This window comes from Streptomyces sp. CNB091, from assembly GCF_000377965.1.
In genome coordinates, this window is record NZ_KB899006.1 from 34,068 (window position 1) to 49,112 (window position 15,045).

The window sequence follows — 15,045 nt, forward strand, 5'->3', positions numbered from 1 at the left end:
GTGGGGACCACCCTACGAAAGGCCTGACCGGAGCCCCCGGAGACGCCGTCCGGGCGCTCTACGGAACGCGGGTACGGGCGTCGGCCGCCTCCCGTGCGCAGGCGTACGCCAGCGGGCTGATCAGCTCGGCCACATCGGGCAGCCAGCGGTTGGCATGGGTGGGCCTCCGGGCCCACTGCACGGCCCCCCGGGCGCCGACCCGGGTGGGCGGCGCGGCGACGTAGTGGCCCTCGCCGAGGCCGGTCAGATCGATCGCCTCGGCGTTCCAGCCGAGCCCGCGCACCAGGTCGGAGGTCTTGGCGGCGGCGCCCGGCAGCACGAGGAACAGCATCCGGCGGTCGGGTGTGCGGGTGACCGGGCCCAGCGTCAGGTCCATCCGCTCCATCCGGGCCAGCGCCAGGAACCCCGCGGACTCCGGGACCTCCAGCGCGTCGAAGGTCCGGCCGGTCGGCAGCAGCACCGAGGCGCGGGGCTGCCTGCTCCACATGCGCCGGGCGGCGGCCCCGCTGCCGGTCGCCCGGCTCGGCCAGTCGTGCCGGTCCGCGTGGGCCCCCGGCAGGGCGCAGCCGGCGTCGCCGCACGAACACCGCTCCCCGCCGCCCACCGCCTCCAGCCAGGCGCCGGGGAACACGTCCCAATGACGCTCTTCCGCATACCGCACAGCGGCGTCGAGCAGATGCTCGCCCCGCTGCTGAGGGACCTGTGCGGCTTCCGTGACTCCAATGGGCTCTTCCACGCCGTGCACAACTCCGGCCGTCACCTGGGGTTACGGCCTCCCCTGAACCGGGGCCCGGCGCATCGAACCCGCACGCGGGGCGCATCGGTGCACGAGTGGGGGCGCGCGTGAGGCGTCGCACCGAAGGGCGGGTAACCACCTCCAGGACCGCCGCCCAGGGCCGCTCGCGGACCTCCGCGACGGAGCAACGCGCCATGGCCGTACCGAATGCCGATGGAATATGCGCATTTCTTGAGTATGTGACGGGCAGTGATCCCTTCCACCGATCACTGCACATAACCGATGCTTCAGGGGGACATATGGCTGCAAGGCCTCTCGTAGCCCGCCAGCCCAACGAACGGCTCCAGACGCTCATCCAGGAAGCCGCCTGTTCCAACGCGGGCCTCGCGCGCCGCGTGAACATGGTCGGGGCCGAGCGGGGTCTCGACCTGCGCTACGACAAGACCTCCGTGGCCCGTTGGCTGCGGGGACAGCAGCCCCGGGGCCGGGCCCCGGGGATCATCGCCGAGGCGCTCGGCCGCAAGCTCGGCCGTACGGTCACGATCGACGAGATCGGCATGGCCAACGGCAAGAACCTGGCCTCCGGCGTCGGCCTCCAGTACGCGCCGACTGTCGCCGGGGCCGTGGAGCAGGTCTGCGAGCTGTGGCGCAGCGACGTGGGCCGGCGCGATCTGCTCGCCGGGTCGGCGGTCGCCGCGTCCGCGCTGGTCGAACCCAGCCGGGACTGGCTGATCTCCGGCCCGGACGCCCAGGTCGAGCGGACGGCGGGGGCCCGGGTCGGGATGTCCGACGTCGAGGCGGTGCGGGCGATGACCGCCGCGTTGACCGACCTCGACCACCGCTTCGGCAGCGGCCATGTGCGGCCGGTGCTCGTGCACTACCTCAACAGCGTGGTCTCCGGCCTGCTTTCGGGGGCGTACCGCGAACAGGTGGGGCGGCAGCTGTTCGGTGCGGTGGCCCGGCTCGCCGAGCTCGGCGGCTACATGGCGGTCGACACCGGCCAGCCCGGCCTCGCCCAGCGCTACTACATCCAGGCGCTCCGGCTCGCACAGGCGGCGGGCGACCGGGCCTACGGCGGTTATGTGCTCGCCGCGTCGATGAGCCATCTCGCCGCCCAGCTCGGCAACCCCCGCGAGATCGCCCAACTGGCCCGTGCCGCGCAGGAAGGGGCCCGGGGGCACGTCACGCCCCGCGCCCAGGCGATGTTCTACGCGGCGGAGGCCCGGGGGCACGCGCTGCTCGGGGACGCCAGGACCTGCCACGCGGTGTCGGGGCGGGCGGTCGCCGCGCTGGAGCAGGCGAGCCCGGAGTCGGGCGACGACCCGGTCTGGATCGCGCACTTCGACGCGGGCTACCTCGCGGACGAACTGGCCCACTGCCACCGGGACCTGGGGCAGCCGGAGCAGGCGGCCCGGCGGGCGAAGGAGGCGCTGGCCGCGCTGCCGGAGACCCGGGCCAGGCGCCGGGGCATCGCGCTGGTGCTGCTGGCCTCGGCCCAGGTGCAGCAGCGGGAGGTGGAGCGGGCGTGCCAGACGGGCACCCGGGCGATGGAGCTGCTGTCGACGGTGCGCTCCAGCCGGGGCGCCGAGTATCTCGACGACCTCCAGCAGCGGCTCGCGCCCTACGGGGAGGAGCCCGCGGTACGGGAGTTCGGCGAGCGGCTGGAGCTCCAGGCGGCTTGAGGGCACGGGGTCGCCGATGCGGTCCGGGCCGTGTTCGTGACGGTCCGGCCGTTAACAGCGTCGCGGGGCGGCGGGGTGTTACCGGCCCTGTGAAGGGGTCGTGAGGGGCACCACGCGCTTGGCGGAGGCGGGTGACCACCCGATAGCGTGAGCCGACGGTTCCGTAGGTTCACACGTAGGAGTCCTGGTGACGCAGAGCGGACAGGGCGGCGAGCACGAGCTCCCCGCCGCACGACCCGCGCACGAGGGTGTCGTGCTGCCTGCCGACGGCGGAGCCCCCTGGACCCCCGGGGCGCCCGGGCAGGGCGGGCAGGGCGGGCAGGGCGGGCAGCAGGGCGAGCAGGCGGCGCCCGCGGGCGGTCAGCCGTGGGGCGGGCAGTGGGGGCCGCCGGGACCGCAGCAGCAGCCGGCCGCGGGTTACGGCTACCCGCCCGCGCAGCCCCTGCCGCCCGCGCAGCAGTCACCGGGCCCGGAGGCGTACCAGCAGCCCGGGGCGTATCAGCAGCCCCAGCAGCCGGGTGCGTACCAGCAGCCTCAGCAGCAGCCCGGCTCCTACCCGCAGCCGCAGCAACTGCCGCACCAGCAGCATCCGCAGCAGCCCGGCGCGTACCCGCAGCAGTACCCCCACCAGCAGAACCAGCAGAACCAGCAGAACCAGCAGCCTCAGCAACCACAGCCGTACGCGCAGCCGCTGCCGCCGGAGGCAGGGCCGGGCGCCCAGGGCGGTCAGGGGGGTCAGGGTGTTCCCGGCGGGGACGCGGACGCGACGCAGTACATCGCGCCCGTCCCGGGCGGTCCCGGCCCCGTGGGGCTCCCGCAGGGCGGCGGCGGGGACGCGGACGCCACGCAGTACATCGCGCCCGTCCCGGGCGGTCCCAGCCCTGTGGGGCCCTCGCAGGGCGGCGGGGACGCCGACGCGACCCAGTACATACCCCCGGTGCCCGGAGGGGCCCCGTACGGGATCAGGCCGGGCGCGCCGGGGGACCGGCAGCCGCCCGCGGAGTTCGACAACCTGTTCCGTTCCGAGGGACCCGCGGGCGCCACGCAGCAGATGCCGCAGTTCGACGCCGGGCAGCAGCCCCCGCCCCCGTACCAGCAGCAGGGCTATCAGCCCCAGCAAGCCCAGCAGCCCCACCAGCCCCACCAGCCCCACCAGCCCCAGCGGGCGCCCCAGGGCGGCCAGTTGCCGCCGCAGGCGCCCGGGAGCTACCAGTCGGGCCTCCAGGGCTTCCAGGGCCGCGCGGAGCAGGACGGGCCGGCCCCGCGGCCGAGCGGCGACGCCCCGCGCCGGCGGTCCGCGCATGTTCCGCTGATCGCCGCGGTCGTCGTGGGCTGCGCCGTCATCGGACTCGGCGCGGGCGCGCTGCTGAGCGGCGGCAACGATCCTGGTGAGGACGACAAGCAGCCGGTCGCCTCGCAGAGTTCACCAGCGGCCACGGAGCCCACCGCCGAGGCGGCACCCGATCCGGCGAAGCCACAGGCCGAGGCGCTGGACAAGCTGCTGGCCGACAGCAACAACAGCCGGGCCGCGGTGATCAGCGCGGTCGAGAAGATCAAGTCCTGCAAGGACCTCGACCGGGCCAACACCGACCTCAAGGGCGCCGCCCAGCAGCGCCGCGACCTGGTGACCCGGCTCGAAGGGCTGACCGTGGACAAGCTCCCGCAGCACGCGGAGCTGACCGACTCGCTGAACCGGGCGTGGAAGGCCTCGGCGGCGGCCGACGAGCACTACGCGACCTGGGCGCGGCAGGCCAAGAAGAACAAGTCCGTCTGCAAGGGCGGCCAGGCCCGGTCGACGAGCGAGACGGCCAAGGCCAACCAGCAGAGCGGGGTGGCCACCCAGGCCAAGCGCGAGGCGTCCAAGCTCTGGAACGCGATCGCGGCGAAGTACGGCCTGACCAAGCACGGGGTCACCGAGCTCTGAGCCCCGGGCCGGGCCCGGCCCGATCCAAACGAAAGGGCCTAGCTGCGCGGGGCGTCCGTCAGGGCGTCCGAGACGTCGACGAAGCCCTTCCTCTGGGCGGTGAGCCGGCCCTCGCGAACCACTTGGAACGTCACCTTCGTGTTGACGATGCGCGGGTAGCTCAACGTGCCCACCAGGTCCTCGAAGCGCCAGCGGAGCGTCGGGGTCAGGCCGCCGGTGTCGACCTCGACGCCCCGGTTGAGGGCGGCCACGACCCGGCCCGGTGTGACCTTCTCGTCGTCGATCGCCCGGACGGCCGCCCGCAGCGCCGTGTACGCGATCCAGGTCGTCTGCACGGCGGTGTCGTCCGGGTCGATGCGGTTGTCCCCGAAGGCGTACTCACCGACCACCTCGCGCATCTCCTTCCAGCGCGCGTTCCTCGCGTCCGGGTACCAGCCGGTGACGTAGGCACCCTCGAAGGGGCTGTTCGGGCCGCCCGTGCGGTCGATGAGCGGCTGGCTGACGCTGCCCAGCACGGAGGAGATCCTGACCTGCTCGCCGTCCGGCTCCAGGCGGCGGAAGGAGTCGAAGAACGTCTCCGTACGGGCGCCGAGCACCGCCGTCACACAGCCGCCGTCGGACCGTTCCAGCGCCTGCGTGGCCTGCTCGTCGTAGGACGTGGCGTCCAGCGGGGCCAGGATGTCGGTGGAGGCGGGCCGGTCGGCGGCCATCAGCCCGTTGTTCAGGAGCGGCGGCATGCCGTCGCCGCCGATCGAGTCGGGCCGCACCAGCGAGACCCGCTCGCAGCTGCCGCCCAACTGCTGTCCGTGCCCGGCCAGCAGCGCCGACTGGCCACCGTTGACGGGGTACGACAGGTAACTGCTGAACTCCTCGGTTGAGGCGCCGTAGCCGCCGATGTACGGGACGCCGCCCGCCTCCAGCGCCGGCATGAAGCTCTGGCCGTGGCGGCTGTACGAGCCGACGACGGCGGCCACCTTCTTCTCGACGGCCTCCCGCGCGCACCGCTCCGCGCCGATCGCGGTGTCGCCCTCGTCGCAGACGACCACCTTCAGCTCGCGCCCGTCGATGCCGCCGGTGTCGTTGACCCAGCGCGCGTACGTCTGCGCCATGGCGGGCACCCCGGACATCTTCACCGCGTTGATGTCCTCCGACCGGTCGGGCGCCCAGGTCATCACGGTGACGGGCTCCCTGGCCCCCCCCGAGGCCCCAGGGAGCACGCCGCAGCCGGACAGCAGCACCGCCCCCGCCGCCGCCGCGCTGATGACGCCCGGGAAGGGGCGGGGAAAGGTGAGGCGTCGCCGTCCGGTCATGGACCAGGACACTTCCGGGCCCCGGGTAACGGCGCGGTGTGCCGTTCTCAACGCACGGTGACGTCCAGGTGAATTACGGGGGCCCGTGCGGAGGCGCGGTGAAGGAACGTACGATCGACGACCGTGCAGCAAGGTTCGGAGAACTCTTCCCGTCGCGGCCGTCGCTCCTCCACCATGGGCGGCATGCCGCTCACTGACATGCCGTGGTGGCGCTGGCGCACCAACGTGCGCTCGGCGCTGCACATGCTCTCCGACCCCGTCTTCCACCACGAGTGCTGGCTCGCCGGCCGGGAAGGGTACGGGGACGTCACCGACGCCGTGTACCGCCTGGTCGAGGACACCTGGCTCGACAACTGGTCCGCCGAGAAGTACGTCGGCACCATATTCAGGGACTCCGCCGAGGCCGCCGCCGTGGACGCCGCCGCCCTGCGGGTGCTGCGGATCATGCACCAGGTCGGGGCGGACGCCCCCGTCTCCGCCTATCTGGAGCACCACGGCTGGCCCGAGGCCGTCCACGCGGCCCGCGAGGCCCATGTGATGCTCGCCACCAACGACGCGGAGGATCCGGACATACCGCCCCGCTCGCTGGACGTCATCCGCATCATGACCAGGACCGCCTGAGACACGGCGGGTGTGGCACCCTACGAGGATGACCGCGCCGCAGCCCGCCCCCTCCGCCGCCTCGGACGCCGCCGCGACCGAGCAGTACGTCCTCACGCTCTCCTGCCCCGACAAACAGGGCATCGTGCACGCCGTGTCGAGCTATCTCTTCATGACCGGCTGCAACATCGAGGACAGTCAGCAGTTCGGGGACCACGACACGGGTCTGTTCTTCATGCGCGTCCACTTCTCGGCCGACGCCACCGTGACGGTGGACAAGCTCCGCGCCAGCTTCGCCGCGATCGGGGAGGCCTTCCGCATGGAGTGGCAGATCCACCGGCCCGCCGAGCGCATGCGGGTCGTGCTGATGGTCAGCCGGTTCGGCCACTGCCTCAACGACCTGCTGTTCCGCTCCCGCACCGGGGCGCTGCCGGTGGAGATCGCGGCCGTTGTCTCCAACCACACGGACTTCGCCGAGCTCGTCGCCTCGTACGGCATCCCCTTCCGGCACCTTCCGGTGACGAAGGACAACAAGGCGGAGGCCGAGGCGCGACTGCTGGAGCTGGTCCGCGAGGAGGACGTCGAGCTGGTCGTCCTGGCCCGCTACATGCAGGTCCTCTCCGACGACCTGTGCAAGCAGCTGAGCGGCCGGATCATCAACATCCACCACTCGTTCCTGCCGAGCTTCAAGGGCGCCAAGCCCTACCACCAGGCGCACGCGCGCGGGGTGAAGCTGATCGGCGCGACCGCGCACTACGTCACCGCCGACCTCGACGAGGGCCCGATCATCGAGCAGGAGGTCGAGCGCGTCGGTCACGGCGTGACGCCGGACCAGCTGGTCGCCATCGGCCGGGACGTGGAGTGCCAGGCGCTGGCGCGCGCGGTGAAGTGGCACGCGGAGCGGCGCATCCTGCTCAACGGCCGCCGTACGGTGATCTTCGCGTAAGGGCTGTTCCGGAACCCGGCGCCGTTCGGCGGGTCCTACAGCCGACGGTAGGACCTACAGCCGACGGTAGGACCTACAGTCGGCTGAGCGAGGCCGTCGCGAACAGTACGTCGCGGATGGCCTCGCGGTCGCCCTCCTGGCCGGCCGCCGCTTCCACGGGCGAGATGTGGCCCGCGGCGAGTCGGCAGAACTCGACCCCGTCCAGGGCCACCTGCGCCACCGTGCGTTCGGGCGAGCCGAGGGCCGCCGGCGAGTCCAGCGCGATGTACCAGTCGCCCCCGCCGTGGCCCTCGATCTCCAGATGGACCGAGCGGCCCGGCGCTCCGGCCATGACGAGGTCCTTCGCGGGTCCGGCCAGTCCGGCGCGGCGGCGCCCCGCCATGGCGGCCGGAAGCAGCCGGGCCGCCAGGTCGATCATCCGGTGCAGATGGGCCGCCGACGGGGCCTCGTACGGGTAGTCGACGGCGTCGGCGATGTCCCCGCCGTGCACCCAGCACTCGAAGGCGCGGTCCAGCAGCGCGTCCTGGAGCGGCAGGGCGAAGGCCCCGTAGGAGACGGAGGTCTCGGCGACGTTCCGCCCGGCGAAGGACGCCGTGCGGATCAGGTCGTGGCTCTGGGCCCGCCAGGGTTCACGGACGGCCCGGGTGGGCGGCCGGTGCGCCGCCGACCAGTGCCGCTCGGTGCGCTCGGTGGGGTCCAGCGGCGCCTCGCCGCCGCCGAGCGGGTCGTCGAGGCCGAGCGCGGCGGAGAGCAGCCCGTCGACCGCCGTCAGGTGGCCGATCACTCCGGCGACCGTGGTCCTGCGGCTGACCTCGCGCTCCTCCTCGAACCACCGCAGGCGCACCGGCGCGTGCCACTCCGAGTCGCCGATGTCGCGGAGCAGAGCGTCGAGCCGGGCGGTCTCGGCGTCGTACGGGGCGGCGTACTCCGGCACCGGGATCCGGGCCGGCCGGCGGCCCAGGCAGCCGTCCATCACCCGGGACCGGAGCGTCGGATCGAGATCCAGGGAGCCGTCGGTGTGCAGCAGCCCCACCGCGTCCCGCAGCCGCAGCGCCTCGTCCGCGCACGGGGCGCACGCGGTGAGGTGGTCCTCCACGGCGGCGGTCTCCTCGGCCGAACAGGCGGACAGCGCCCAGGCGCCGAGAAGGGCCTTGAGGACCCGGTGGGGGAGGTCGATGCCCGAGGCGGAGGCGGAGGTGGAGGTGGAGGCGGAGGCGGAGGTCATGAGCGGCTCCGGGAGGGACTGTTCCCATCCGGCCAGTTCTGGGAGGGCCTCTTCCGGTTCGGACGGCTCCGGTTCGGACGGCTCCGGTCCGGCCAGTTCCGGCCCGGACGACTCCGGCCCGGACGACTCCGGCCCGGGCGGCTCCGGTGCGGACTGCTCCGGCACGGCCTCGTCCGGGGCCGTCGATCCGGGCGGCGGCAGGGGAGACCGCGGTACGGACTCCAGGTCGAGGTCGTCCGCCGCCCCGCGCGGGCCCGGTATCCGGCGGGCGCCGCGTACCTCCTCCTCGCCTCCCCCGCTCTCGCGTCCGTCGCCGCTCACCGGACCCGTCCGTAACCGGGTGGCGAGGCCCCTTCGAGCGGGCGGGTGTTCGCGGTGGAGAGCAGTTGGAGCCCCAGCCGGAGCCGGCGGCGCGCCTCGTCCTCGGTCACCCCGAGGTCGGCGGCGGTCTGCCGGTAGTCCCGGCGGTGGATGTACGCCAGCTCCAGGGCCTGCCGCAGCGGCGCGGGCATCGAGGAGACGATGTAGTCGGCGCGGGCGGCGGCCGTGGCGCTGCGCACCCGCTGCTCCAGCTCCTCCGGGTCGGGCGCCGCGCCCTCGCCGTGCTCCGTCACGTACGAGGAGGCCGCCGCGCGGCGCAGCCGCTGGACGGACTGGCGGTGGGTTAGGCGGGCCACCCAGGAGCGCATCGAGCCCTGCTTCGGGTCGTAGGCCTCGGGGTTCTCCCAGACCTGGGCGAAGACCTCGCGGGTCACCAGGTCGGCGGCGTCCTCGTCGTCGAGCATCCGGTGCGCCTGGCTGTGGACGAGGGCCGCGAACCGGTCGTAGAGCTCGCCGAGCGCCGCCGCCTCACCGCAGGCCAGCCTCTGCTGCATCCTGCGGTCCCAGCGGGGTGCTGTCTCCTTTGCCATGAACCCCCCAGCCCCCGGCCCTGTCCCACCCGATTCCGTGACCCACCCTGTGCCCGTGAGGACCGAATGTAGTCCGCCGGGCGGGCGGCGCACGCGCCTTTGCGGCAACTCTCTTACCGCGACGTGTGGCCGACGACGGTAGTCGATTTTCGGCCCGGATGCCTCGCTGTCCGCCTGCTGTCCGCTCGCTGTCGCCCTGCTGTCCCCTCTGAGCAGCGGAAACGGCCCGAAGTGCTCCTTTCCGCCGGAAACCTCCTGGGCGTCGGTCGGCTCGTCGGTGTTTCATGGGGGTGCGGTGGGGCAGCCGCGAGGAGGAACGGAAACTTCCGGATTGCCGGGAGCCCCGGAACGAGAGGTCCAGTCGCGTGACGCTGAAGGTGGACGAGGCGGAGCAGGGCTCCTGGACCGTGCTGCGCATGAGCGGCGAACTCGACCTGGTGACCTCACCCGTCGTGCGCCAGTCCGTCCACGAGGCGGTGGCGGAGGGGCAGCACGATGTGGTGCTCGACCTGTCCGAGGTGTTCTTCTGCGACTCCAGCGGCGTCGGAGTGCTGATCGCCTCGCGCCGGCTGATGAAGTCCTGCGGCGGCCGGCTGCGGCTGATCCTCCCGGCCCGGGGCGCGGAGGACGGTTCGCACGTCAACAAGGTGCTCGGGGCGCTCGGGGTGCGCCGGCTGTTCGACGTCTACCCGGACACGGGGTCCGCCACCGACGAGGAGTGCAGGCCGCTGAGCGCCTGAAGCGGCTCCTTCCGATGCGAGGTTGTCACACGGGAGGCGCTGCTCGGTGACACGTGAGCGCCCCGGGCGTCGTACGCTCCCCGCATGGACAGCGCAGAGTACGAGCGAAAGATCGCGCACCGCTTCGCAGCCTTCGACCAGGACGGTAACGGCTATATCGATCGTGCCGATTTCAACGCCGCGGCGGCCCGTCTGCTCACCGAGTTCGGTACGACGGCCCGCTGCGACAAGGGGCAGGCGCTCTACACCGGTGCCGAGGCCTTCTGGCAGGGCATGGCGGGGATCGCCGATGTGGACGGGGACCAGCGGGTCACCCGTGAGGAGTTCGTGGGCGGGGCGGTGAAGCGGCTCCGGGACAACCCCGGGCGGTTCGCCGAGATCGCCCGGCCGTTCCTGCGGGCGACCATCGCGGTCGCGGACGGCGGGAACGACGGCAGGGCGTCGGTGGCGGACGTGGAGCGGGCGCTCCGGGTCCTCGGGGCCAGCGCCGAGATCGCGGGCATGGCCGCCCAGAGCCTGGACACGGACCGGGACGGGATGATCGCGGAGAGCGATGTGGTGGCGGCGTTCGCCGTGTACTTCACGGTGATCGAGCCGGACGCGTAGCGACTCCGGGCGTTACGGGGACGGCGCGCGCCGCTCCCGTAATGCCTCCCGGGCCGTTTCGGTAGCGTCCGCCGCGTCCGCCGCGTCCGCCGCGCCTGCGGACCCATGGCGCCTGCCGGCCCGAAAGGCCTCCCGCGCCGCTCCCGTAACGCCTCCCGCCCCCGCGAGGCCTGTGGCCCCCGGCTCCGCCCGCCCGGCCCGCCTCACCCTCCCTCACCCCCCTCACCCGCCGAACCGTTCCCGCAGCCGGTACTTGAGCACCTTGCGCAGCGTCTCGTTGCGCGGCAGCTCGTCCAGCACCTCCAACTGCTCGGGCACCTTATGGACGGACAGACCCGCCTCCCGCAGGTGGACGGCGAGCGCGGCCAGGGTCAGGGGCGGGGCGCCCGGCGGCTGTTCGACCACCGCGCAGACGCGTTCGCCGCGCTCCGGGTCGGGCAGCCCGATGACCGCCGCGTCGGCGACGGCGGGGTGGGTGTGGAGCAGGTCCTCGATCTCCTTGGCGGAGATGTTCTCGCCCTTGCGGATGATGATGTCCTTCAGCCGGCCGGTGAGCGTGAGGTGCCCGCTCTCCCCGAGCCGCCCCAGGTCCCCGGTGATCAGGAACCCCTCGGCGTCGAAGGCCGCGGCACAGGCCCCGGCGTCCAGATAGCCCCGGCAGACCGCCTCCCCGCGCAGCCGCACCTCGCCCTCGGCGCCGTACGGGAGGGGCTCGCCGTGCTCGCCGGCGATCCGGATCTCCATGCCCTCCGGGGGCCGCCCCTCGGTCAGGGCCAGGTTCTCCGCCGTGTCGTCCGGGGCGCCCATGGTGATCATCGGAACCTCGGTCATGCCGTAGCCGTGGGTGAGCTGGACCCCCATCTCCCGCACCACCGCGTGGTAGACCTCCGGCGGCTTCGGCGCTCCCCCGCCCGCCAGCAGACGGAGGGTCGGGATGAGCGGCCGGCCGGGGGCCTTGCGCTGTTCGGCCAGGAACATCGCGTAGAAGGCGGTCGAGCCGCCCGCCACCGTCACCCCGTGCCGCCGGTACTCCGCCAGCGCGTCCGGCAGCGCGAACTGCTCGAACATCACCGCGGGGAACCCGTACAGCAGCAGCATCACCGTGTAGTCGGGCCCGGCGACATGGGCGTACGGGAACGCCATCGAGCCCACGTCGTCGGCGGAGAGCTTCAGGGCGTGGGCGAGACAGGAGCCGCCCGCGATCAGGGAGCGGTCGGTGTGCAGGACGCCCTTGGGATCGGAGGTGGTGCCGGAGGTCCAGTAGATCCAGCGGACCTCCTCGCCCGACGAGGGGGCGGGCGGGGGCGGCAGGGCCGCCGGGTCGCCGTCGGGGAGGGTGTCGTACGCCTCGAAGACCCGCGGCGGGCGGTCGAGTTCCCCGGCGATCCGCTCGGCCATCGCGGTGTGGTCGAAGCCGCGCCAGGCGCCGGGCACGGCGAAGAACGCGGCCCCCGACTCCCGCAGCGCGAACCGCACCTCGCGGTCCCGGTAGAACGGGATGACCGGCGTCTGTACGGCCCCGAGCCGGGTCAGGGCGAAGGAGAGCAGCGCCGTCTCCAGCCGGGTCGGCAGCTGCCAGGCCACCACGCTGCCCGCCCGCACGCCCATCCCGTACAGCCCGGCGGCGACCCGCTCGGCGCGGTCCCTCAGCTCGCCGAAGGTCAGGCTCCGGTCCTCCTGGAGCAGGACCGGGCGGCCGGGGGTGAGGGCGGCACGGCGTTCGATCAGCTCCCAGAAGGTGCGGGAGGCGCCCAGGGCGTGGGCGGATGCGGTCACGTCGTTCACGGCGGTCACAGCGGCCCCTCCGAGCTGATGGTCAGTCAGATAATGCGGAGAGCGTAGGGCTCCGTGCCTTGTCAGTCCAGGGGGGCGGGGCTAGCCTGAGTGCCGCGACCGCATCTGACGGGTCATCAGAAAACTCGGAAAGCTATCGGAGACCGCTTGCACCCGGGACCGCGCCGGGCGCGCCGGGCACGCCGGAGGGACGACACCATGACGGATACGGAACTGCCTCGGATCGTCAGCGTCGACGACCATGTGATCGAGCCCGCGCACCTCTTCTCCACCTGGCTGCCCGCGAAGTACCGCGAGCGCGGACCGCAGCCGCTCACCGCGGGCATCGGGGAGCTGGCCTACACGGGCGGGAAGTACGTCATCACGATGGACCCGGACGGGCCGCCCACCGACTGGTGGATCTACGAGGACCTGAAGTTCCCGTACAAGCGGAACATCGCCGCCGTCGGCTTCGACCGCGACGACATGACCCTGGAGGGCATCACCCGCGCCGAGATGCGGCCCGGCTGCTGGGACCCGGCCGAACGCCTCAAGGACATGGACCTCAACCACGTCGAGGCCTCGCTCTGCTTCCCGACCTTCCCGCGCTTCTGCGGGCAGACCTTCGCCGAGGCGCACGACAAGGAGGTCGCCCTCGCCTGCGTGCGCGCCTACAACGACTGGATGGTCGAGGAGTGGTGCGGCGACAGCGGCGGCCGGCTGATCCCGCTCTGCATCATCCCGCTCTGGGACATCGGCCTCGCCGTCGCGGAGATCCGGCGGAACGCGGCCCGGGGCGTCCGCTCGGTCACCTTCTCCGAGATCCCGACCCACCTCGGACTGCCGTCCATCCACACCGGCTACTGGGACCCGTTCTTCGCCGTCTGCCAGGAGACCGGCACCGTCGTCAACATGCACATCGGCTCCAGCTCCCAGATGCCCGCCGCCTCCCCGGACGCGCCCCCCGCCGTGCAGGCCTCGCTCTCCTTCAACAACGCGATGGCCTCGATGATGGACTTCCTCTTCAGCGGGGTCCTGGTGAAGTTCCCGACGCTGAAACTGGCGTACAGCGAGGGCCAGATGGGGTGGATCCCGTACGCCCTGGAGCGCGCCGACGACGTCTGGGAGGAGCATCGGGCCTGGGGCGGGGTGCGCGATCTGATCCCCGAGCCGCCGTCCACGTACTACTACCGGCAGATGTTCTGCTGCTTCTTCCGCGACAAGCACGGCATCGCGTCGCTGGACGTCGTCGGCCGCGACAACGCCACCTTCGAGACCGACTACCCGCACGTGGACTCGACCTTCCCGCACACCAAGGAGGTGGCCCTCGACCACGTCAAGGGGCTGGACGAGGAGACCGTCCACAAACTGATGCGCGGAAACGCGATCCGGATGCTCGGCCTGGACCTGGACGAGTAGCCGGGGGCGGCGGTGGATCTCGCGTACACGGAGGCCGAGGAGGAGTTCCGGCGGCGGCTGCGGGAGTGGCTGGCCGGCGCCCTCCCCGGCCTGCCCCCGAAGCCCTCGCCCGACGACTGGCCCGCGCGCCGGGCCTACGACACCACCTGGCAGCGGATGCTGTACGACGCCGGGTACGCGGGCCTGCACTGGCCGGCGGACGCGGGCGGGCGGGGCGCCACCCCGACCCAGCACCTGATCTACCTGGAGGAGACGGAGAAGGCGGGCGCCCCCTACGTCGGGGCGAACTTCGTCGGGCTGCTGCACGCCGGACCGACGATCGCCGCCGAGGGCACGGCCGAGCAGCGGGCCCGCTGGCTGCCCCCGGTGCTGCGCGGCGACGAGATCTGGTGCCAGGGGTTCAGCGAGCCGGACGCGGGCTCCGACCTGGCTGCCCTGCGCACCCGGGCCGTGCGCGACGGCGACTCCTACGTGGTCAGCGGAGCCAAGATCTGGACCTCGCACGCCGAGGTCGCCGACTGGTGCGAGCTGCTGGTGCGCACCGGTCCGGACGCGCCGAAGCACCGGGGGATCAGCTGGCTCGCGATGCCGATGGACGCCCCCGGCATCACGGTCCGGCCGCTGCGGACCCTGGCCGGGTCCACGGAGTTCGCGGAGATGTTCCTCGACGAGGTCCGGGTGCCGGTGCGCAACCGGGTCGGGGCCGAGAACGACGGCTGGCGGGTCACCATGGTCACCCTCTCCTTCGAACGCGGCACGGCCTTCGTCGGCGAGGTCGTCGCCTGCCGCCGCACCCTGGACGCCCTCGCCGACGAGGCCCGGCGCAACGGGCGGTGGGACGACGCGGTCCTGCGCCGGCGCCTCGGCAGGCTCAACGCCGAGTTCCGGGCCCTGTGGCGGCTCACCCAGTGGAACGTGGCGGAGTCGGAGCGCACGGGAGGAGTCCCCGGCGCCGGCGGCTCGGTCTTCAAGCTGCGCTACTCCGGGGCCCGCCAGGAGCTGTACGAGGCGGCGGCGGAGGTGCTGGGGGCCGGCGACGCGTTCGACCTGGACCAGGAATGGGTGCTGGACCGGCTCTCCTCCCTCGCGTACACGATCGCCGCGGGCACTTCCCAGATCCAGCGGAACATCGTCGCCGAGCGCATCCTCGGCCTGCCGAAGGGGCGCTGAGGC

The 15,045-nt window shown here is 73.0% G+C and carries 13 protein-coding genes; 8 read left to right on the forward strand and 5 right to left on the reverse strand.

What is annotated here, in order from left to right:
• Nucleotides 1-58: 58 nt before the first annotated feature.
• The gene (locus tag D581_RS0127310; RefSeq protein ID WP_026290955.1) at nucleotides 59-745 is read right to left on the reverse strand and encodes a bifunctional DNA primase/polymerase; all 687 of its coding nucleotides are present in this window, start codon (nucleotides 743-745) and stop codon (nucleotides 59-61) included.
• A gap of 290 nt (nucleotides 746-1,035) precedes the next feature.
• On the opposite strand from D581_RS0127310, the gene D581_RS0127315 reads away from it, so the two are divergent.
• Together D581_RS0127315 and D581_RS01000000137795 are read left to right on the forward strand one after the other, a co-directional pair.
• Nucleotides 1,036-2,418 carry an NsdA family TPR-like regulatory protein gene (locus tag D581_RS0127315; RefSeq protein ID WP_026290956.1) on the forward strand — a complete coding sequence of 461 codons (1,383 nt, stop codon included), beginning with the start codon at nucleotides 1,036-1,038 and terminating at the stop codon, nucleotides 2,416-2,418.
• 187 nt (nucleotides 2,419-2,605) lie between these two features.
• Nucleotides 2,606-4,342 (forward strand): hypothetical protein, encoded by a 1,737-nt coding sequence (locus D581_RS01000000137795; RefSeq protein WP_032753151.1) that lies wholly within the window; start codon nucleotides 2,606-2,608, stop codon nucleotides 4,340-4,342.
• 38 nt (nucleotides 4,343-4,380) lie between these two features.
• Here D581_RS01000000137795 and D581_RS0127330 read toward each other — a convergent pair whose 3' ends face one another.
• Nucleotides 4,381-5,652, reverse strand: coding sequence for an ABC transporter substrate-binding protein (locus D581_RS0127330; RefSeq protein WP_018960337.1), 1,272 nt, complete (start codon nucleotides 5,650-5,652; stop codon nucleotides 4,381-4,383).
• A gap of 174 nt (nucleotides 5,653-5,826) precedes the next feature.
• Between D581_RS0127330 and D581_RS0127335 the strand changes: the two genes are divergently transcribed.
• Together D581_RS0127335 and purU are read left to right on the forward strand one after the other, a co-directional pair.
• The gene (locus D581_RS0127335; RefSeq protein WP_018960338.1) at nucleotides 5,827-6,273 is read left to right on the forward strand and encodes an SCO4402 family protein; all 447 of its coding nucleotides are present in this window, start codon (nucleotides 5,827-5,829) and stop codon (nucleotides 6,271-6,273) included.
• Nucleotides 6,274-6,301: 28 nt separating this feature from the next.
• A complete protein-coding gene (gene purU, locus D581_RS0127340) occupies nucleotides 6,302-7,198 on the forward strand; it encodes a formyltetrahydrofolate deformylase (RefSeq protein ID WP_018960339.1) in 897 nt (298 codons plus the stop codon).
• A 73-nt stretch (nucleotides 7,199-7,271) separates the two neighbouring features.
• Here purU and D581_RS0127345 read toward each other — a convergent pair whose 3' ends face one another.
• Together D581_RS0127345 and D581_RS0127350 are read right to left on the reverse strand one after the other, a co-directional pair.
• The gene (locus tag D581_RS0127345) at nucleotides 7,272-8,744 is read right to left on the reverse strand and encodes a zf-HC2 domain-containing protein (protein WP_018960340.1); all 1,473 of its coding nucleotides are present in this window, start codon (nucleotides 8,742-8,744) and stop codon (nucleotides 7,272-7,274) included.
• Nucleotides 8,741-9,334, reverse strand: coding sequence for an RNA polymerase sigma factor (locus D581_RS0127350; RefSeq protein WP_026290957.1), 594 nt, complete (start codon nucleotides 9,332-9,334; stop codon nucleotides 8,741-8,743). Before D581_RS0127350 ends, D581_RS0127345 begins: the two co-directional genes overlap by 4 nt.
• Nucleotides 9,335-9,699: 365 nt before the next feature.
• Between D581_RS0127350 and D581_RS0127355 the strand changes: the two genes are divergently transcribed.
• Nucleotides 9,700-10,074, forward strand: coding sequence for an STAS domain-containing protein (locus D581_RS0127355; protein WP_018960342.1), 375 nt, complete (start codon nucleotides 9,700-9,702; stop codon nucleotides 10,072-10,074).
• Between the two features lie 84 nt (nucleotides 10,075-10,158).
• Nucleotides 10,159-10,680 (forward strand): EF-hand domain-containing protein, encoded by a 522-nt coding sequence (locus tag D581_RS0127360; RefSeq protein ID WP_018960343.1) that lies wholly within the window; start codon nucleotides 10,159-10,161, stop codon nucleotides 10,678-10,680.
• Between the two features lie 222 nt (nucleotides 10,681-10,902).
• On the opposite strand, the gene D581_RS0127365 is transcribed toward D581_RS0127360, so the two are convergent.
• Nucleotides 10,903-12,474, reverse strand: a complete 1,572-nt coding sequence (locus D581_RS0127365; RefSeq protein WP_018960344.1) for an AMP-binding protein — start codon at nucleotides 12,472-12,474, stop codon at nucleotides 10,903-10,905.
• 198 nt (nucleotides 12,475-12,672) lie between these two features.
• Between D581_RS0127365 and D581_RS0127370 the strand changes: the two genes are divergently transcribed.
• Complete coding sequence (locus D581_RS0127370) at nucleotides 12,673-13,872, forward strand: amidohydrolase family protein (protein ID WP_018960345.1); 1,200 nt, start codon at nucleotides 12,673-12,675, stop codon at nucleotides 13,870-13,872.
• 12 nt (nucleotides 13,873-13,884) lie between these two features.
• Nucleotides 13,885-15,042: an acyl-CoA dehydrogenase family protein gene (locus D581_RS0127375; protein ID WP_018960346.1), complete on the forward strand. Its 1,158-nt coding sequence runs from the start codon at nucleotides 13,885-13,887 to the stop codon at nucleotides 15,040-15,042.
• Nucleotides 15,043-15,045: the final 3 nt, after the last annotated feature.